Here is a 17,876-nt window from a genome sequence, read left to right as displayed (position 1 = left end):
ATACCTCGAGCTGGCATCAGTATTGCGGCTGGTTCTCGCCGATGTTGTCTTTGGTTACGAGCGCGCTCTCGAGGGCGAAGTAGCGCGGAACGGTCTCGCCCTTCCAAGCGGCACCGAGCGCCTTCACGCCTTCGTACATCTCGGTGTAAGGCGTGTAGGTTCGGGTCAGAAAGACGTCACCATCACGCACCGCCTGGAATGCCCATTCGCTGCCGCCGCTGTCGTAGACCTTGATCGTGTCCTCGAGCCCGGCCTGCTTCACCGCCTGCACCGCGCCGCGGGTAATGTCGGAGTAGTTGCCTATCAGGATGGTGGCGTCCGGGTTGGCGTTTAGCAGCGGCAGCGTCTTCTCGTTGCCTTCCGGGATCGTGTAGTTGGTGCGGACCTTGGCTACCACCTTGAAGTCCGGATACTTGGCTTGGACGTCGGCGAGCGCGGCATCAGTGTTGATGGTGTTCGCGTTGAGATCCGGACCGGTGGCGACGATCACCTTCTGCGGCCCCGGATTCTGCTCGGCGATCATCATGAAGAAGTCGCGGAACGCCTCGCGTCCCTGCGAGCCGCCGACGAAGTTGAGCGTTCCAGGGGCCCAATAGGCATCGCCCTCGAGCTCGGCCTTGTTGCAGAGCGGCTGGTTGGCCACCGCCACCAGGACATTTGCTTCCGGCGCATCCTCGGTAAGGATCTTGCAGGCCTGCGCGCCGTCGTTCATCTCGGCAAGGATGGCGTTGTAGTTGCCGCCCGTGATGATGTTCTGGACCTGATTGTACTGGGTGGCCGGCGTCCAGTTGCCGTCGAAAACGTCGAGCGTCGCACCGATCTCGGCGGCGGCGTCCTGCGCGCCCTTGATGCCGGACTGGAGATAGACGTTGTTGGTGGCGGCCGTGAGGAAGGCGATCTTAAGCGGCTCGCAGCCACCGGTGACCGACTTGCCCTCACCGAGGTCGATGGTCTTCTCGACGCAGTCTTCGGCCGCTGCCGGAACCGACGACATGGACAAGGCGACGACCATTGCCGACGCACCGCAAAACAAACCTGCGGCGCCGAGGCGCCTTTCCGATGAACGAAACATGTTTTCCCTGCTCCTTGATTGGCTGCTCGACGGCAGCGGCTGAACCGGACGGATTTTCCTGTTCTTGTTTGTATCAGGCGACGCGATTGGGCCCGGCGTCGGCGGGTAGCGACGGCGACTTGCCGACACGCCAGTCGCGCACGTAGTCGCGAATGGTGGTGAAGCTCACGCCGGGCTTGTCTTCAACGTACTTGATGAACTCCTCGAGGAAGAGCATGCGGTGCCCGCGGCCGATCACCTGGGGATGCATGGTGATGTTGAGGATGCCCTTGCCGACCTTGCCGTAGAGATAGTCGAACTCGCCCTTCCATATCTCAAGGAGGTCGCCGGTGGTGCGGTAGCCCGGCAGGACGCCCGCCTTCGACCACACGTACTCGAAGTGCGGGAAGTCATCGAGATGCCAGGCAACGGGTACCTCCACCAGGTTCACCGGCTTGCCAAAGGTGTACTCGTCGGTGGCATTGAAGCTGTCGCCGAGCCGGCACCAGTACGGCTCGTAGTCGTTGCCCATCAGGCTGCTCTCGTACTCGAAGCCGAACTCGAGGAGCAGCGGAATGGTCTCAGGGCTATTGTCCCAGGCGGGCGAGCGATAGCCGACCGGCTTGACGCCGGCGATCTTGTCGAGCACCTCGAAGCCCTTCTCCATCACCTGGCGCTCCTTCGCCGCATCCATCGACAGCGGGTTCTCGTGGACCCAGCCGTGATGGCCAATCTCGTGGCCGGCATCACGGATGGCGACCACCGTCTCGGGGAAGGCGTGGGCGGTGTGGCCCGGTACGAAGAACGTCGAGCTGATCTTGTGGTCGGCGAGCAGTTTCAGGATGCGCCGGAGCGCGATCGGGCCGAACTCGCCCCGCGATACCATGCTCGGCGAGGTCGCGCCAAAGGTTCCGATCCAGACGCTAAAGGCGTCGTAGTCGAAGGTCAGGGCAATACGAACATCCCGCGCGTCACTCATTTTCCGACGGTCCTTCCTCTTGGCTTCTTAATTGCGCCTCGGCGGGCGCCCCTCTATCGAACCACATCACGCCGGCCATGTTGAGCATCCTCCAGCGCAAGCACGACGTCTTGACTGTAGAGCCGGCCAATTTGACACGCCCCGCGGCCTCTTGACTACTGTCACCTCACGCCGGGAGCAGCGTGATGATCTTCTCGGCAACCTTGTCGACGGCTTCGCGGCTGTAAGACATCGGCACGTATTCGCCGAGCGACCACATCAGGGCGAGGTCGCCGTAGTGCGGCGAGCGCGGGTCGCCCGACTGGCCGGGCGCGTTGATACAGACGCTGTTGTCCCAACCGCCGACGTCGACGACGATCCGGAACGAGGCGCCGAGCACAACGCGGAAATCGCTGAAGCGGTACATCGTGTTCATCGGCGTTGCATCGCTGCCGGCGATCGGCAGCGGTCCGACGTCCATGGCCATGCCCTCCGGCGATACCCCGATCGTGGTCAGAGCATGGGCGAAGTAGCCGTGGTGCAGTTTGCCCCACTGCCAGGCGGCTCCGTCCTCGCCCATCAGGTCTGCACACTCGCGCCATGCGGCAACGAGCGTCGATAGCAGGAGTTCGTCGCGGCTCTGCTTTGGGTCCGGTCCGAACCAGTGGCCGGGCGTCTCGAGCGCATCAAGCACGCCGTCGGCGTCGCCCGGGGCGAGCAGCGCACGAATCTTCGAGTCGGGAGTCGCCCGGGCAAAAAGATTTGGCCGAAGATGCTTCGACCACCACACCTCGAACAGCGCGGCGGCCGGACTGTCGCTCGATATCACCCCATCGAAGCCGCGGAGCATGGCGAGTGCCTTGCTCTCCGTCTGTTCCTTCGACGACAGCGGGGCGAGCAGGGCCACGGCGCGTCGCGCCGGCATCGACACGATGTCGGTCTGCATCGCCTGCGACGTCGCCACCGAGTGCACCGGCGTCGCGGCGAAGGTCTCGGCGAGGCGCGTCGCCCGCGCCCTGTCGTACCACTCGTAGCCAACCTGCAACTCCTCATGCGGCCAATCGGCGGGCAGGTTCATCTCGTTGGCGGTGGCGAAGAACCCTTCAATCGGGTTCAGCATGTGCGGCAGTTCCTTCGCCGTGTAGAACCCCGCCCACTCATAGCGTCCGTCGCCCGGCACCGGCGTGAGCCCGTCCCAGTTGGGTCGGATCGGGCTCTGGGCGGCGACGATCCAGGCGATGTCGCCGCTGGTGTCGGCGTAGACCATGTTCACCGCCGGCACCGACCAGCGCTCCATGTCGGCCTTGAAGTCGGTGAAGTTCTTACGCCGCATCGCCGATAGGCTGACGGCGTAGGGCGATGCGCCGGGCTCGAACCACACCGAGCGAACCGCATAGGCGCGGTGATTGTCCGGCTCCTCCCGGATGACGGGACCGTGGCGGGTGTACTTGAGGATCACGTCCTCGACGTCCCCGCCCTTCACCGGGACCTCCTCGGTGATCACTGTCATGTCCTCAAAGCCGTCACCGTAGCGATAGCGGTTTGGATTTCCCGGCTCGGTCTCGTAGACGTAAATGTCCTCCTCATCCGGACCGAAGAACAGCGTCAGCCCGAAAGCGATGGTGCCGTTGTGGCCGATCATGATCCCGGGCAGCACTGGCTCGCCGGCGCCGATGCCGTCGAATTCCGGCGAGGTCAGGTGGACGATGTAGCGGAGCGAGGGTATCGCATGCGCGCGGTGGGGATCGTTGGCCATGATCGGCCGGCCGCTCTCGGTCCGGTCGCCGGCGATCACCCAGTTGTTAGAGCCCGAGGCGTTGGTGTCGCGGATGACCTCGCCGAGCGGCGTCAGCTTGGTCCACGACGCCGCATCGTCCGCCTTTGCCGCGAGCCGGTCCTTGCCGAAGGACACCGGGGTGAGGGCCAGCTTGTAAATGTCGAGCACCTCGATTGGGATCGTGGCGAGATCGATGCCGTCGGCCACCACCGGCCGCTTGCCGTGGCTGAGATTCTGGCGGAGCAGATCGACCTCGGCATCGGCCCCAGCGAGCACATTGGCGCGCACGCCTTCGGACAAGGCGTTCCGCATCCACGAATGGACGCGGATGCGAACCACGTCGGCCGCTTCCCACTTGTCGGGCCGCGTGCCGATCTCGATAAACTCGGGCGGCATCCAGTGTGGATACCGCTCGATAAGGTCGACATAGGCGTTGATGCCGCGGACGAAGTCCTCGCAGATCAGGCGCGCGTCGGGGGCATAGACTGCCCACTCCGCGTCCATGTCGCCACGATAGATGAACAGCCGTGAGGCGCCGTCCTGGGCGACATAGCCCGGCCCGAAGTCGCGGGCTAGCAGACCGAGCCCACGCTTCCGCCACAGGTCGAGCTGCCAGAGGCGATCACGGGCGGCGTTGAAGCCCTGGGCGAAGAAAAGGTCCCGGTTCGATCCCGCGCGGATGTGGGGGATGCCCCACTTATCCACCACGATCTCGATCGGTTGTTCGATACCGGTCACTTCGATGCGTTGCTCTTCCATCACGTCACCTCAATCAGCCCGCCGTCGTCGCTTCTTCGGCTCAGATGCCACTCACGCTGCCCACGACCGTGCGCTCCCGAGAGCGCACTCTACCGTCAAAGATAATCACGCGCGCGCCCGAGTACGTCATCATGCGATCGATGAGCCGCTCGAAACCATCTGGAGCTGCGGCTTTCTTTCCGGCAATCGACGGTTTTGTGCGATCGATGCGCATCACCTGTTCTGGCGCGGTTTCGCGCAAGCTGCCACCCGCATAGAAAAGGGGCGACTCAAACGACCGGTAGTCGATCGACGAGGTTCTTCACGTTTGAGACATGCCATCGCCCGCCACGCGCAGTTCGGACACCGCGATTGTTTAGCGCGGCAGCCAGGCCGCGCAGGTCCCTGATGCCTGAGGTTCGGAGACACTCGATGATCGGCAGGACGTTGGCGGCAAAGGCGGCCGCCTCCTCGATTTGAGATTGCCTTCCCAGCGCAGCGGCCTCCGTTGCGTTACTCCGGTTACCCAATTGCGCTCCTTGCGCCTTCCGAGCCGCCAGTGCCGCGTAGATGTGGAGCATGAAGGGATCGGCGCCGGCACCGAGTTCGGCGACGATGAACGGAACGCGCTGAGCCATGAGACCGGCAATGAAGGCGACGTCTGTTGAGAGCCAGTCGAGCTTGGCGACGATCACCGGACACTTGCCGGACTTGCCCGCGGCCAATGCCGCCGCGAGTTGCCGCCGGCGGTCCAGGGCATCGGCTCCCTTTCCGGTCTCGGCCTCGATGAACTCGGACAGCGAGCCGGGTCCGATGATCTCACCTGCCTGCCAGCCCGAGGATAAACTGCGCTTGAAAAACCGTCGTTAGCCGGTCGAGTTCTTCCTCCGACGACCAGGGGCTGCTGTAGTACTGGCTATTCTCTATTTCCTTACGGGTGTAGAGGCGTCGCGTCGGCCGGTCGGCTTCGGGCCGCTGGCGAACGGCCTCCAGGGCCTCGAGCATTTTCTTGTCCTTGATGCCGTTGGCCCAGTTGATCGAAGCCTTGGTGCTCAGTGCCAACGTGAGGAGGTAGTATTTCGCGCCCTTAACGAGTGGAACGCGGTCGACGGCGGACGATGCCGCTTCAAGGAAATGCGCAATCGCAACGGGGTCGTTTTTCCGCCAGGCGTTTGCGGCATTCGCGAGATTCACCGCCACGCCGGCTCCGTCCAGAGAACGACTGGCGTAAGCTGCGGAAAAAGTCAGTCGCTTGGCGGGACCATCGCTGAGCAACTCGCGGGCCTCGAGTAGTTTCACAAAGGAGTCGCGGAGGACCTCTCTTGTGACAACGTCCCTTGCGGACGGATCGGCTTTGTCCGATAGGTATTTGATCTGGTCGATCGCCTTGCCGATTTCACTCACGACATCGTCAAACATGTCCTTGTTGCCAAAAGACGCAATGGCGACGCAGGCGGCCTGAATCGCCCGGATCCGAGTTCCGGCAAGGGCTTTTGCCATGACGTAAGCCTTGGCTTCGGCATTGATTAATTCGACATAGGCATTGTTGAAAGATGTCCGGGCCGCGTCGGCCTCGGCCTTCAGCTTCCGGTCGCCTTCCGAATACCAGGTCGACATGACGGATGGCGGCGTTGAAGAAGACGAAAGGTCTGGCGGAGGTCCGAAGGGCGCAGGCAAAGTCCTCGCCAAGCGAACTACGCGGCGGTAGGTATCCTCGTATCCTGCTCTTGCCTGGCGCAATTGCCTCGTGGTTTCGGATGCCCGTTCACGTACAACTGGCAGTTCGTCTTCCAACCGGTCGATTTCCGCGGTCAGTTCTCCGACAAGCGACACTCGCTGTTTCTCGAAGGCTTCGAGACGGGCCAGGCGGGCGGCCAGTTCTACGATCTGCGGATTCTCCGAAATCAGCTTTTCGATCTGCTGGAGAGAGGTGATCTCAGGGTCGCCGCTGGCAAAGCGATCCTCGTATTGGCGTCTGAGCATCGACGCGAGCTGCGCGTGCCGGTCTCGCGTGCGGCCCAAGACTGTTTCGAGGGGCTCCATCCCGGGCTCCGGCTTGTCCACGGAACGGTTACCGTCGGGATCGACAAAGCTCAGGTTTGCGGTGGCGATCGCATCCTTCTGCTGTGTGATCGCTTCCTCGAAATCCCTGACCCTGGCGCCGGCAAGCCGGTCTTCATTCCGCGCCTCTTGCAGCCGGATGTAGAGACGGTCCATCGAAGCGACTGCCGCAGGAAGGCCCGCCTGCTCCACCGCTTCCAGATCGTCTTGAGTCCTCTCCGCTTTCGAAATCGCCTGATCCACTTCCCGGAGCATGCGCACGGCGGCCGCTGCAGTACGGCTGTATTGTTTCGCCTTTGTGTCGAAATCCTTCGCCCATCCATACAAGTCGGCGATATCCGTTGCCCGATCGATCGCGACGAGGGCGACCGGGGGCGGATAGGGCCAGAATCCCGTGCCCTCGAACACCGCGTCATCGAGCTGGACGGTCAATCCTCCTTCTTTCCGAAGGCGATCCTTCATTGGCTCTGTGAGCGGGGGGGAACGCCATGCGCCCAGCCGATCTGTCAGACTGAACACGGCTTCGGGCAGATCTTCGATGTCGACGGCAAGTCGGACTGTCCAAGCTGCGTCGTTCGACTTGTCAAGAACCGGCTCAACCCTGATCGGGATCGTTTTGGCCTCGACCGTCGTCCGCGCCGAGATCCCGCCGATAGACGCGGTCAGTACCGTGCCCGGGACGACCTCGAATACGGCCGCAGCGTCTCTCGGCTTGCCCAGGTCTACGACCTGGAAGGTCTGGAAATTCGCGGGCAATGCTTCCGGAGCCAAGCCCCTGCAAGCTTGTTCCTCCTCGCTGCCTCCGTCTTGCGCGTGAGCAGGAGCGACTTGCGCAACGATCCCGACCAGGCCGGCTGCAGCGGCGCCAACGACAAGTCCGATGGCGGGGCGCGCATTCAACGGTCAGAGCCCTTCAGCGACATGACGGTGAAATGTTCGCTGTAGTAGAGGAGCGGATTGTCGGGCGATTGCTCGGCAACCAGTTCCTTGTCCCCGGTTCCATCCCTGGTCGGCCACTGGACTGTCACAGCTACGGTCCGCTGGCCGGGTGGCTCGCCGTCATATCGGACCTCGACAGCGTAAGGACCGCCATCGACACTCAACGGTCCCTCAATCCCGGCGTAGCCGTCCTGTACCGGCCTGACATACCGGATCCGAGCTGGGCTGACGGGCGGAGGTTGCACCTCGGCCTCCGAAGGAGGGAAATTGATCTCGAAGACGATTGGAATGTCGTCGAGCCAGATTACATGGCTTCCGGGTCGGATTCCGTCCCAGACGGCGAAGACCAGGTTAATCGCGGCGGTCTCAGACTGGTCCCGCATTACGGATTTCATATAGCCCACTGTCGGCACGGACGAACCGGAGACGCCGACGAAGTGGCTTTCAATCAGTTCGAGGTGCGATTCTGGATCGAGCCAGATGGAATGTGGGCCAGCGAGGTTCTTGCCGAAAATGGTAAGAAAGACCCTATGGCAATTTCCCCGCATTCCCCCGCCACAGCCCATCGGGCCGCCAAACTCGAACCGGCCCGCGCGCTGCCCATAGTCAATGTGGTCGGAAACAGGTGAGCCGTCGGGCCGTTCCCAATTCGAATTGAATGTCAGTGACTCGATCCTTGATGGCGCGATTTTTCGCCAGGCCACATCCGCATGTTTGTCGTCGCGGGACCATCGCCCAATCAGCACACCTTCTTGTCCTGCTGGATGCACAACCATCGGACCGCCGGATTCGCCATCAAAGAAAACCGTCCTGATGCGTGCCGCGGACACCTCGCTCGGGCTTGCGTTGTAGGTCCTGAATTCGCCGGTGAGGATCCACGGCCCGTCTGGATCACGGTAGTCGACACCTTCATGTCCCTGGCGCAGGGCCGCGTACCAAGAGCCCGACCGACGCTCGTCGCCACTGATTTCGACGAGCCACACGCCTTCGAAATTGTTGAGAGGTGGCGGCAACTGGCTTCGTGCCGGTGGGGTGCGCGAACCGCATCCCATAGGATACAGGTGGGTTGCCCGGAAATGCGTAACGGTCTCAGGACAATTTGTTGCCGGTGCCGTGTCCTGCTGGGCGTTGACCGGTGTCGGCGACAGCGATGAGGTGGCGAGCGCGGCCAGGCACATCGCGAATGCATTTCCGATCTTTACGGACAGACGCAACGGCTTCTAGCCTCTCTGCTCCGTACGGATTAAGCCGGATCCTAGCACAGAAACGGTTCAGGGGCGCCCCTTCAGGTTCCTGCCGTCATCCAGCCAAACCGCGAAGGGTCTTGAGCCGCCTGGTGGGTCCCACTCGCCTTCGCCCGTTATCGTGTCGCTCGTGATGCCATCGATCGTCACGCCATCCAGCCCGAGGCCATAATTTCTCCATTTCGTAGCACCGCGGCGATCGATGCATGTCAGGCCATAGCCGGAACGTGCCAGGAGAAAATCGGATGCGAAGCTGAAGCCGGCAAAGTAGTTCCCCTCATACTTGCCGCTTTGGTCGAGGTCGACCTCGCAAATGTCGTCACCATCGACTGACACCAGGAACACCGAGCAGCCGAAGCCGACAGCAATCCAGCCTTCCCAGATTTGTGCTTCTATAAAGAGGGAAAATGTCTGCCTCGGCAGATGGACCTCGATGGTCTTGAAGGGGCGATCGTCCTTCAGGACGAGCACATAGTGCGCCGGCGTCGGCAGGGTTGAGGGAACGTCGCCAAGCCGAATAGCCGCCATGCGGGACCATTCGCTATCGATCGCATCGGCGAGCAGGCAGGTCAGAGTCATCGAATTGCCCATCGATGTTGACCGTCTCTTGCGGACTCAGTGATCCATCGTCCAAACGTGCTCGACCGTTTCACCGCAACAGGTCGTCTCGTAGCGGATCGAGTCATTGGAAACCCAACGCGCATCATGGTGAACGGCGGCGACCGCGTTCTCTCCGGTTCGCGGCTGGCTGATAATGAAGTCTGGCGTCCTGCCGCCGCGCAGATACGCCTTGAGGTTCTCCGTACGAACGACATGGTACGGACCGAAATGGTCCTGCGGCAGCAGAACTTTCGAACCGTCCGGTGAGAAAAGGTCGAGTTGCCACTCCCACGGCTGGACTGAGCCGGTGGGATGAAAACGAACTTCTCGTTTCTCGCCGGGAAATCGAAATGCGAGGAAGTCTGCTATCTGGAGGCCCGGCTCGGTTCCGTAGAAATAGGCCGAGACCGCATCGCCGTAGACGATCTTCACAGGCGTTGGCCGGTCGCGGTCAACCGGAAGGGAAAGGCCGTCGATGAGATTTCCGGTAATCGCGGCGCGTTCAAAACGATACTCTGCGCCACGATACTGCGCATAGGAGGAGACTGCGGCCAGCGTCTCTTCGCTCCATTCGACATCCGGGTCGGCATCGAGAAATTTCATGTCGGCAAGGCGCTTCTGGAAAGACAGAATATCGTTCGCGTGAAGCGCTTTTTCGAGGATGACATAGCTCATCGACGAGGGCGTTTCCGCGATGATGACGCGGTCGTCGACCGCAACGATTTCCGAAATCGGACCGCCGTCGCAGATGACCCAGAGCCCTTCATTCGCGACGCGATCACCTGTTGTGGAAGTGCCCTCTATCGGCGCGATCTGTGTGTCGGAAAGGATCGGGTCGTCGACTATGGATGTGATCTCGGTGTCCTCGTCCACCGTCCAGGTCGCGCAACGTTTGCCGTTCCACCAGACAAGACTTGTCCCGAACGACACGTGATCGCCGAGCTCGGCGTCCAGAGCCGGATCCACCTTCGATCCAGACACGCCGGTCGAACGTCGCACTGAAACGACGAAGTAGTCGCCTGAAGGCAGGGGCGCGGCACCGGCCTCGATCCATGACCCACAAATCGAGCTTCCGATCAAAATCGCCGGCCAACCGCGAACTCGCATATCGTCTATCTCCACATTGATAACGTGCCAGAAAGACGGACGGGTCAAATGTTATGGCGGCCTTTGCTTGAGGTCCAGCGAATGGACTTTGCAGCCGGGGCTTGCAGCCGCCTTGGGCGCCTGCCTCAGAACACGAAAAAGCTGAACCATAGGCGCGCCGGTTGCCGCCGAATTGGCGGTCCGACGCGTTTCGGGCATTCACGGTCTCAAGAGGGCTCTCAATAACGGCCTGCCCCAAGCTCTCCAACTGGTGTAGCGCCCGCCTTTCGCTAATGGGATGGACCAGGTGCTTCCCCGACGGGGCAGCCTAGACTGCTCCGTTTCAACCGGAGAAGTAGCCCATGGACAACGTCACCCCGCCTAAGCCCCGCCGGATCGCGATAGGCTAAAAGCGCGCAAACCGTCTACCGCGATTCCCACGGGAACCGCGGTCCCGTACTCCCTTGGGCCTGGAAGTCGCTCGCCCATGATCAAACCTCCCGCCTATAAAAGCGCGTCGACGGCGGCTCTTGGCAGGCGATCGACAAGGTTCTTGACGTTCGAGACATGCCACCGGCCGCCGCGGGCGGTTCGAACGCCGCGAATGTTGAGGGCGGCAGCGAGGCCCCGAAGATGACAGACGCCTGATGCCTGTAAGGCCTCGATGATTGGTAGAACGTTCGCAGCGAACGCTTCCGCTTCGGCTGCCTGCACTCTGCGCCCGAGTGCCGCTGCCCGAGCTGCGTTGCTCCGATTGCCAAGCTTCGCGCCCTGGGCCTTTCGGGCAGCGAGGGCGGCTTTCGTTCGTTCCGAGATCAGCCGTCGCTCCTTTTCGGCGAGCGCAGCGTAGATGTGGAGCATGAAGGGATCGGCGTCGGCACCAAGCTCTGTGACGATGAACGGGACGCGCTGCGCCATGAGACCGGCAATGAACGCGACGTCGCGGGAGAGGCGGTCCAACTTGGCGACGATGACCTGGCACTTGCTCGCCTTGCCTGCAGCCAGCGCTGCCGCGAGTTGGGGGCGTCGATCCAGGGCATCGGCTCCCTTGCCGGTCTCGGCCTCGATGAACTCGGAGATGATCTCGTAGCCCTCGGCTTCGGCGAAGCGGGAGACGACGGCTCTCTGAGCTTCGATCCCGAGGCCAGATCTGCACTGTCGGGCGGTCGAAACGCGGTAGTAGGCGACGGCATGTTGCATAGCGACAAACTCACGTTGCTTCCGTACAAACGGCATACCACCGTTTGCCGTTTGTACGTAGCTAACACTATGACTTAGTTCAGCAATTTATCTCCAAGATAGTGGGCTCGTCTGCGTCGTTGTGCATATCCCACAACAAAAGGTCCTACTCTGGCCCGGACAGGATTTGGCGGACAACCCTTCGACTCCAGCGGCAGCGACGGGGGGCGGTGTCCTTTAAGCCATTCTGAGCGACGCCGAACATTCCTGTTGGAGGGTTGCATGGAGGCGGCCGACCCAGAAGGGACGCCCGCTTGCCTTCCCAGCCTCAGCCGCCAACGGCGACCAAAAGTCCGGGCAATGTATCAAGCATTCGATGGGTCAGCGGCTGTTCCTGGTGAGCGCCGGGATGATGGAGACGTCATTAGCGGTGCGAGATGACGTCCCGCCTTGAGGCTTGGCGTACTGGAGAAACCGATCCTCGGAACCCTGTTGAGGTGGCAAGGGGCGATTGGGATACACATTCTTCAAAATCACCCTACTCTCCGACGAACAAACAAAGGGCAAAGCATGAAAAACAGATGGGTCATCGGGGCGCAGGTCTCGACAACTCACTCCCCGTTGGAGTCCTTGCCGGTCGATCGCGTGTTCAGAACAATCGAGCGGGTCAATGCGATCCTCAAGATCGACATCCTCGTTGTCGGCGCACGCGAATCGCCAGAGATATTCCAATCGCTCTCCGGACCTAGCCGGCCTGTTGATCAGATTTTCCTTTGGTACAACGTCCTGTCTGACATTGACGGCATGGAAGACTCTGACCTGGTTGTGAACTGGCGCGGCGAGCGGAGTGCCGGGTGGGGTGGCTGGGCTGAAAAAGAGTCGGAGGTCGCCGAGACTTTTAGGTTCGTCTGTCCCAACAATCCGGGCGCGCGCGCGAAGACTCTTCGACGGCTGCATCACCTGTTGAGCAGCTATCCATTTACCGGCGTTTTTCTTGACAAGATCCGATTTCCCTCTCCAGCAAACGGCCTGGAGGAGGTCCTGTCATGCTTCTGCGAACATTGCCGTGCGTCTGCCAAGGTGACCGGCCTCGATCTCGACGCGGTAGCCCGCCTGTTCCAGGATCGCACAATCGCGCTGGACGTCTTGCTCAATGACGACACTGCAGATTGGCTTAGCCTGTTTACCGACAGTGCCTCCCTCCTGTTGCGGTTTCTTCGTTTTCGGATGGACAGCATCACCGGATTGGTCGCCGAAGCGCACGCGTTGGCTTCCGGTCTGAATCGCAGAGTCGGCTTCGATCTGTTCTCACCGGGACTAGCGCCGCTCGTCGGTCAGGACTACCGGGCGCTTGTTCGCTTCGCCGACTGGATAAAACCGATGACTTACAGGGTTGCCGAGGGACCGGCCGGACTGCGCCTGGAGATCCCGGCGCTCGCCGAAGGCGTCTCCCAGATGTTTGGTCTGGACGAATCGAAGATATCGGGCTGGGCTGCCCGGCACATCCCGGGCTTCGACATCAACACCTTGGAGCAAACCCGTCGCCAGGCGGTCCCATTGTCGGTCATCTCGACGGAGATCGGAGCGGCCGTTCGACTTGCCGATCCGGTGCCCGTCTATTTCGGACTGGAGCTCGTGCGCCATGCAGGGGTAGTCGACATCACGCCGCAGCTCGTGAGGGACATGGTCCAAGCCGGCCGCACCGCCAGTCCCGCCGGAACCTTCATTTCCTGGGATCTAATGCACGCCCCAATGGACAGCATTCGCGCACTCGCGGCCGAACTCTGACAGGGCTATCGTTGGGCGCGCCTCCGTCGCCGGAAGCGCGCCGTGTCGTATCGAAGATCAGCAGCCCCAGGCCGGCGGTATATCCTTCGCGTTTTCCTGAGTGACCAGTGGCAGGTCAAGGAAATAGGGCGTAGGAATCTCGCTGTCCTTGCCGTTGAAGTGCAGCCAGGCCATCCGCATCGCGTTGTACGCCTGCGGATAGGGGTCCTGATTGACGGTTCCGTAGATCTTGCCGTCATGGATCATCTGCCGAACGTCCGCGGGGTAGTCGCCGACAATAAATTTGACCTCATCTCGACCGCTGCGGATCGCGAAGTCTACCGCTGCGCTCGCTTCTGGGCCCTGCATGACAATCGCGTCAAGCTCGCCTTTCGGGAAACGGCTGAGGAGATCCTGAACCACGGCCAGGGCTTTGGCGCCGTCGAAGTCGTCAGTCATCCGGGCAATTTCGTCGTATTGCGAGTTTGCCGCCAGAAACTCATCCCAGCCCTTCGCACGAAGGACCTGCGCAGGGCTCCCGGGGAAGCCCATGATGTAGGCAATTTTCGCGGCTTCTCCGTTAAACGCCTTGTCGACGAGATCGCCCTGTAGCCGTCCAAACGCGACGTCATCGGCGCCGACATAGGTAAGAACGCCGACTTCGTCCTTGCCGAAGCCCGCCTTGTTGTTAGCCTCGATCAGCGGAATACCGGCATCGTTGACCAGCTTGATCCCCGGAATGATACCTTCCCCAGACGGGGTGAGGACGATCAAATCATAGCTTTGAGCGATGAAATTCTGAAGGTTGGCCAGTTCCGTGGCGACGTCACCGCTGTTGCCATCCACCAATTCGTAGGTGAACCCATAGTGATCGGCGCCGTCCTGCAGGCCGGTCTTGAAATTGGCGTAAAACGGCACCTTGAGATAGGCGACGCTCACACCAATCTTTTTATTCGCAGGCTCAACGCCCGCCGGCGCCTCCATGCGCTCTGGCGGAAGACAGGTCAGTTCCTCTGCACTACTCGGAACAGTTGCAAGGCCCGAAATTCCTGTGGCCAATAATGCCGCCGCGGCGACGCTTCTCAGAGCGCTTACCCCGACTTCCAGAGGATTCCAACGTTCCAGACACCCGACTTGCGTCATTTTCTTCCCTCTCTGTTAATCGCTACGCCGAGGGGCCACTTCTTTCCGCAGTTCTTGCTTTCCGGTGGATAAGGACCTCGGCCGCTTGCTGATCTTAGCGTAGCCGGCGGCGACTTAGAAACGCCAACTTTCTTGGGGTCTTTGATAGCCAGATCTTATTTGCCGAGGACGAAGGTTCCGCGCTTCGAGAATCCATCAGCAGCCACAGCAAAAATCAGGATGAGGCCTGTTGCAACCGGTTGCCAGAAGGCAGAAACGCCAAATAAATTAAGGGCATTGGCGACCACGCCGAGTAGGAAAACCCCGATGATAGTCCCTATCATTCGTCCGCGACCTCCACCAAGTGAGGCGCCTCCGACTATTACAGCTGCAATCGCTGTGAGTTCATAGCCGAGAGCCGCTTGAGGCGTAGCGCTGGCCGTCTGCCCGATCAATATGATGCCGGAAAGCGCAGCACAGGCGGAGACGAGGACATAGACGGCAAACCGGATTCGAAAAGCGTTAATCCCCATCCCTGCGGCTGCGACCACGTTGCCACCAACGGCATAGACGTAGTGGCCAAAGCGCGTCTTATGCAGAACAAAACCAAGAGTCACTGCGACTATGGCGAAGATAATCGCTGGCACCGGGATGCCGCCGATATAACCAAGTCCAACGCTTGTGAAGGAGTAAGGAACACCAAACCGCGGCGAGGCGTTGGTCGCCACATATATGAGACCGCGCACAACAGTCATCGTGCCGAGGGTTGCAACGAATGGATTGACGCCAGCATAGGCGATCAACCATCCGTTCACTGCTCCAACCAAGAGGCAGGATGCGAATGCCCCGGCAATCCCGAGGGGGATGCCAAAGGTCGGCACATCGATCATCAATGTCGCACCGACTACGCTGGCGAGCGCGGTGACCGAGCCGACGGAGAGATCAAAACCCCCGAGGATGATTGCGAAGGTCATGCCGCAGGCGATGATGCCGATAACCGCATTCTGCTGCAGGACATTGACGATATTCTGATAGGTGCCGAACGTGGGCTTGGCTAGTAACATGGCAACGACGACCAGGACGAAAACCAGCAACAGACCATGACGTTTGGCAAGCTCGCTCAATGCCTTGGTATGTTGACGAGAAGCTGGCGCCATTAGCCCAACCTGTCGGCGGGGACAGCCCCTGTTATCATTGCAACAATTTCCTCAGGTCGGGTGTTTCCGGTCTCGCGGCTGCCGATCACCTCGCCGCGCCGCAGAACCCAGATTCTGTCAGTAATGCGAAACACCTGATCAAGGTTGTGACTGATAACTAAGACGGTCAGTCCGCGGTCACGCAAGCCATGAATGACTTCCTCAACGGCCCTTGTTTCGGCGACGCCGAGCGCAGCAGTTGGCTCGTCCATGATGATCAGTTTTGACCCCCATGCGCCGGCGCGAGCGATTGCCACGATCTGGCGCTGTCCGCCTGAGAGAGACTCGACTGGCTCGTCCACCGGAGGCACCCGCGCAACAAACCGTTCGAGCATGTCTCGCGCATTTGAGATCATCCTTCGCTTGTCTAATACGTTGAGAAACGCCGGCCCAGTCAGCAGTTCACGTCCGAGGTAAACGTTGGCCCAGACAGCCATACTGCCGACGAGCGCTAGATCCTGATAGACAGTCTCGATTCCCCGACCACGCGCGGCTGCTGGCGAGGCGAAGTCGACATTCTCACCGTCGAAACGAATCGTACCGTTATCGGGTCGAAGAACCCCGCTGAACATCTTCACCAGCGTCGATTTGCCGGCGCCGTTGTCACCGACCAGTCCCGTGACTTCGCCAGCCATTAGTTCCAGTGAGACATCGTTGAGAGCGACCACAGCGCCGAAGCGCTTATTGATCCTATCGGCCCGCAACAACACCTCGGTCATACCACCTCCGCTCACGTTGCACTCATCGCGTCACGAAGAGCTTCGCCTCGCCCATCTTCCAAGAGACCCGGTCCCGGGAAAACAACAAGCCCTGCGATATCGTCTCGCCCGGCAACCTCGGTGAGCGCGGCTCGCCAGTTATCGATATCCATCGGCGGTCCCCAATCAGCGGCAACCGCTGGGTCGCGATTGGAATCAGCTTGGAGAACCGGCAGAGTCTTGGAGCCTGCCATGCTGACCGCATGATCCACCATTTGGCCAATCCACGCGGGCGGCTGCAGAAGTATATTGTGATACAGCATGGGCGCCGCCCAATCGATCAGCGGAACCAGATCCTCCCAGCGCTGGCCGGTAAAGGACTCACTGGTCAATGCTCCGTCGGGTACCAGGAAGGCGCCAAGCTTTGACCGACGTCTCGCGTCCAGCAATGCTGCTCTCGCTTCATGAACAAAGCTTGTGATGACCTGGCACTTGAAGTTGACCCACTCCGTACGATGACTTCCCAGAATCCACGCGGCTCGATCGGCAACTGCGCGGCGGGATGATGGCGGCCGCAAACGAGTCGCCTCCGCGAAAATTTCGAGCGTCGCCTCGTCGAAGCTGGAATCCATTGGTGGCTCTTGTCCGGGCCGCAGTTCAAGTTCCCAATGCAGCGGCCATCGCACGAAGTCGAGGAACAGACCATCGATCTCGTTGCTAGCTGCAATTAGCCTGATTTTGTTGAGGACGGACTCTTGATGCCTGCGATCAGTCGGCGTGATGCCGACGTACCATTCCATCTGTGAGCGAGGCTCGCCGTTCTCCAAGACTGGACGTAGCTCCGGGCGAGCGGCAAGTGTTTTAAAGTTCGATGCGTGATCCGAAAAGCATGCAATCCCGGCAAAGAATTGCATCCCGCGTTCGTGAACGGCATCGATCGCGGCCGCGCAATAGGTATCAGTCTCCGTCACTATCGCACTGACGCCGAACCGTTGAAATTCGGCGAGCAATGCGCGAAAAACTTCTAAATCGGACCATGCGTCAGGAAACACGAACGCGCCGATAATTCGATCAGTGGTCAATTTCCTCACGAGCTGAATTCGCAATGCAGAGGCGTCGGAACTGTAGAGTGCGGTGCCGGAACCCCAACGTCAATTGAATGTAATTGTGCCCCTAGCGGTCAGGGTTGGCGGAGGCCTTGCGAGAGGTCGCATTTTGGGTCCATGGGCGAAGGAATACGGGGACGAGCCCCCGTCCGTCTTGCGATTGGCAATTGCCCCATGCACTCAATTCTTAACTCTGTCCCTTTCCGGCAACTCCAGCATCGGCCCGATCGCGTCGTCGAGCACCCGGATGCGAGCGATGAGTTCCTCGTCGGTCATTGCGGTGACGTCGCGGACAGCGACCTCATGGACCTGCGGAGTCTCGCGCCAGCCGCCCCGGGTCTTCATCCAGAAGAT

General features: G+C 60.7%; 16 protein-coding genes. 2 read left to right on the top strand and 14 right to left on the bottom strand.

The window, feature by feature from the left end; genetic code table 11:
* Window positions 1–16: 16 nt before the first annotated feature.
* Window positions 17–994, bottom strand: a complete 978-nt coding sequence (locus tag BLT60_RS23250) for a sugar ABC transporter substrate-binding protein (RefSeq protein WP_175478607.1) — start codon at window positions 992–994, stop codon at window positions 17–19.
* Between BLT60_RS23250 and BLT60_RS24965 the strand changes: the two genes are divergently transcribed.
* Window positions 993–1,115 carry a hypothetical protein gene (locus BLT60_RS24965; RefSeq protein WP_280138949.1) on the top strand — a complete coding sequence of 41 codons (123 nt, stop codon included), beginning with the start codon at window positions 993–995 and terminating at the stop codon, window positions 1,113–1,115. The two genes, BLT60_RS23250 and BLT60_RS24965, sit on opposite strands and share 2 nt — an antisense overlap.
* A gap of 30 nt (window positions 1,116–1,145) precedes the next feature.
* On the opposite strand, the gene BLT60_RS23245 is transcribed toward BLT60_RS24965, so the two are convergent.
* The 9 genes from BLT60_RS23245 to BLT60_RS23210 all read right to left on the bottom strand — a co-directional run bounded on the left by BLT60_RS23245 (window position 1,146) and on the right by BLT60_RS23210 (window position 11,654).
* Window positions 1,146–2,030 (bottom strand): polysaccharide deacetylase family protein, encoded by an 885-nt coding sequence (locus tag BLT60_RS23245; RefSeq protein WP_090881120.1) that lies wholly within the window; start codon window positions 2,028–2,030, stop codon window positions 1,146–1,148.
* 166 nt (window positions 2,031–2,196) lie between these two features.
* Window positions 2,197–4,545 (bottom strand): penicillin acylase family protein, encoded by a 2,349-nt coding sequence (locus tag BLT60_RS23240; protein WP_090881117.1) that lies wholly within the window; start codon window positions 4,543–4,545, stop codon window positions 2,197–2,199.
* A gap of 40 nt (window positions 4,546–4,585) precedes the next feature.
* Window positions 4,586–4,786, bottom strand: a complete 201-nt coding sequence (locus tag BLT60_RS24200) for a hypothetical protein (RefSeq protein ID WP_139167941.1) — start codon at window positions 4,784–4,786, stop codon at window positions 4,586–4,588.
* Window positions 4,787–4,814: 28 nt separating this feature from the next.
* On the bottom strand, window positions 4,815–5,219 hold the full coding sequence (locus BLT60_RS23235; protein ID WP_244521415.1) for a recombinase family protein: 405 nt from the start codon (window positions 5,217–5,219) through the stop codon (window positions 4,815–4,817).
* Window positions 5,220–5,343: 124 nt separating this feature from the next.
* Complete coding sequence (locus tag BLT60_RS23230) at window positions 5,344–7,356, bottom strand: coiled-coil domain-containing protein (RefSeq protein WP_139167940.1); 2,013 nt, start codon at window positions 7,354–7,356, stop codon at window positions 5,344–5,346.
* A 125-nt stretch (window positions 7,357–7,481) separates the two neighbouring features.
* Window positions 7,482–8,738 (bottom strand): hypothetical protein, encoded by a 1,257-nt coding sequence (locus BLT60_RS23225; protein WP_139167939.1) that lies wholly within the window; start codon window positions 8,736–8,738, stop codon window positions 7,482–7,484.
* A 57-nt stretch (window positions 8,739–8,795) separates the two neighbouring features.
* Entirely contained in the window at window positions 8,796–9,359 is a 564-nt protein-coding gene (locus tag BLT60_RS23220; protein ID WP_090881108.1) for a hypothetical protein, read from the bottom strand.
* A gap of 24 nt (window positions 9,360–9,383) precedes the next feature.
* Window positions 9,384–10,475 carry a hypothetical protein gene (locus tag BLT60_RS23215; protein ID WP_139167938.1) on the bottom strand — a complete coding sequence of 364 codons (1,092 nt, stop codon included), beginning with the start codon at window positions 10,473–10,475 and terminating at the stop codon, window positions 9,384–9,386.
* A gap of 483 nt (window positions 10,476–10,958) precedes the next feature.
* A complete protein-coding gene (locus BLT60_RS23210; protein ID WP_090881102.1) occupies window positions 10,959–11,654 on the bottom strand; it encodes a recombinase family protein in 696 nt (231 codons plus the stop codon).
* 549 nt (window positions 11,655–12,203) lie between these two features.
* Between BLT60_RS23210 and BLT60_RS23205 the strand changes: the two genes are divergently transcribed.
* On the top strand, window positions 12,204–13,421 hold the full coding sequence (locus BLT60_RS23205) for a hypothetical protein (protein ID WP_090881099.1): 1,218 nt from the start codon (window positions 12,204–12,206) through the stop codon (window positions 13,419–13,421).
* Between the two features lie 57 nt (window positions 13,422–13,478).
* On the opposite strand, the gene BLT60_RS23200 is transcribed toward BLT60_RS23205, so the two are convergent.
* The 4 genes from BLT60_RS23200 to BLT60_RS23185 form a co-directional block, all read right to left on the bottom strand.
* Entirely contained in the window at window positions 13,479–14,543 is a 1,065-nt protein-coding gene (locus tag BLT60_RS23200; protein ID WP_090881096.1) for a sugar ABC transporter substrate-binding protein, read from the bottom strand.
* Between the two features lie 155 nt (window positions 14,544–14,698).
* Window positions 14,699–15,679 carry an ABC transporter permease gene (locus tag BLT60_RS23195; RefSeq protein WP_090881094.1) on the bottom strand — a complete coding sequence of 327 codons (981 nt, stop codon included), beginning with the start codon at window positions 15,677–15,679 and terminating at the stop codon, window positions 14,699–14,701.
* Entirely contained in the window at window positions 15,679–16,437 is a 759-nt protein-coding gene (locus BLT60_RS23190) for an ATP-binding cassette domain-containing protein (protein WP_090881091.1), read from the bottom strand. The genes BLT60_RS23195 and BLT60_RS23190 overlap by 1 nt, the downstream gene beginning before the upstream one ends.
* Before the next feature lie 11 nt (window positions 16,438–16,448).
* On the bottom strand, window positions 16,449–17,498 hold the full coding sequence (locus BLT60_RS23185) for a hypothetical protein (protein ID WP_139167937.1): 1,050 nt from the start codon (window positions 17,496–17,498) through the stop codon (window positions 16,449–16,451).
* Between the last annotated feature and the right edge of the window lie 378 nt (window positions 17,499–17,876).

The sequence above is a fragment of the Bauldia litoralis genome (assembly GCF_900104485.1).
GTDB classification, from domain to species: domain Bacteria; phylum Pseudomonadota; class Alphaproteobacteria; order Rhizobiales; family Kaistiaceae; genus Bauldia; species Bauldia litoralis.
Note: the sequence above shows the minus strand (reverse complement) of the source record. Positions and strands in the feature narration are given on the sequence as shown.

Bases quoted from the DNA above. Each gene is read 5' to 3' on its own strand.
- BLT60_RS23220 (WP_090881108.1), bottom strand. From the start codon at position 9,359: ATGGGCAATTCGATGACTCTGACCTGCCTGCTCGCCGATGCGATCGAT.
- BLT60_RS23245 (WP_090881120.1), bottom strand. From the start codon at position 2,030: ATGAGTGACGCGCGGGATGTTCGTATTGCCCTGACCTTCGACTACGAC.
- BLT60_RS24965 (WP_280138949.1), top strand. From the start codon at position 993: ATGGACAAGGCGACGACCATTGCCGACGCACCGCAAAACAAACCTGCG.
- BLT60_RS23215 (WP_139167938.1), bottom strand. From the start codon at position 10,475: ATGCGAGTTCGCGGTTGGCCGGCGATTTTGATCGGAAGCTCGATTTGT.
- BLT60_RS23210 (WP_090881102.1), bottom strand. From the start codon at position 11,654: ATGCAACATGCCGTCGCCTACTACCGCGTTTCGACCGCCCGACAGTGC.
- BLT60_RS23250 (WP_175478607.1), bottom strand. From the start codon at position 994: ATGTCGTCGGTTCCGGCAGCGGCCGAAGACTGCGTCGAGAAGACCATC.
- BLT60_RS23240 (WP_090881117.1), bottom strand. From the start codon at position 4,545: ATGGAAGAGCAACGCATCGAAGTGACCGGTATCGAACAACCGATCGAG.
- BLT60_RS23195 (WP_090881094.1), bottom strand. From the start codon at position 15,679: ATGGCGCCAGCTTCTCGTCAACATACCAAGGCATTGAGCGAGCTTGCC.
- BLT60_RS23190 (WP_090881091.1), bottom strand. From the start codon at position 16,437: ATGACCGAGGTGTTGTTGCGGGCCGATAGGATCAATAAGCGCTTCGGC.
- BLT60_RS23200 (WP_090881096.1), bottom strand. From the start codon at position 14,543: ATGACGCAAGTCGGGTGTCTGGAACGTTGGAATCCTCTGGAAGTCGGG.
- BLT60_RS23205 (WP_090881099.1), top strand. From the start codon at position 12,204: ATGAAAAACAGATGGGTCATCGGGGCGCAGGTCTCGACAACTCACTCC.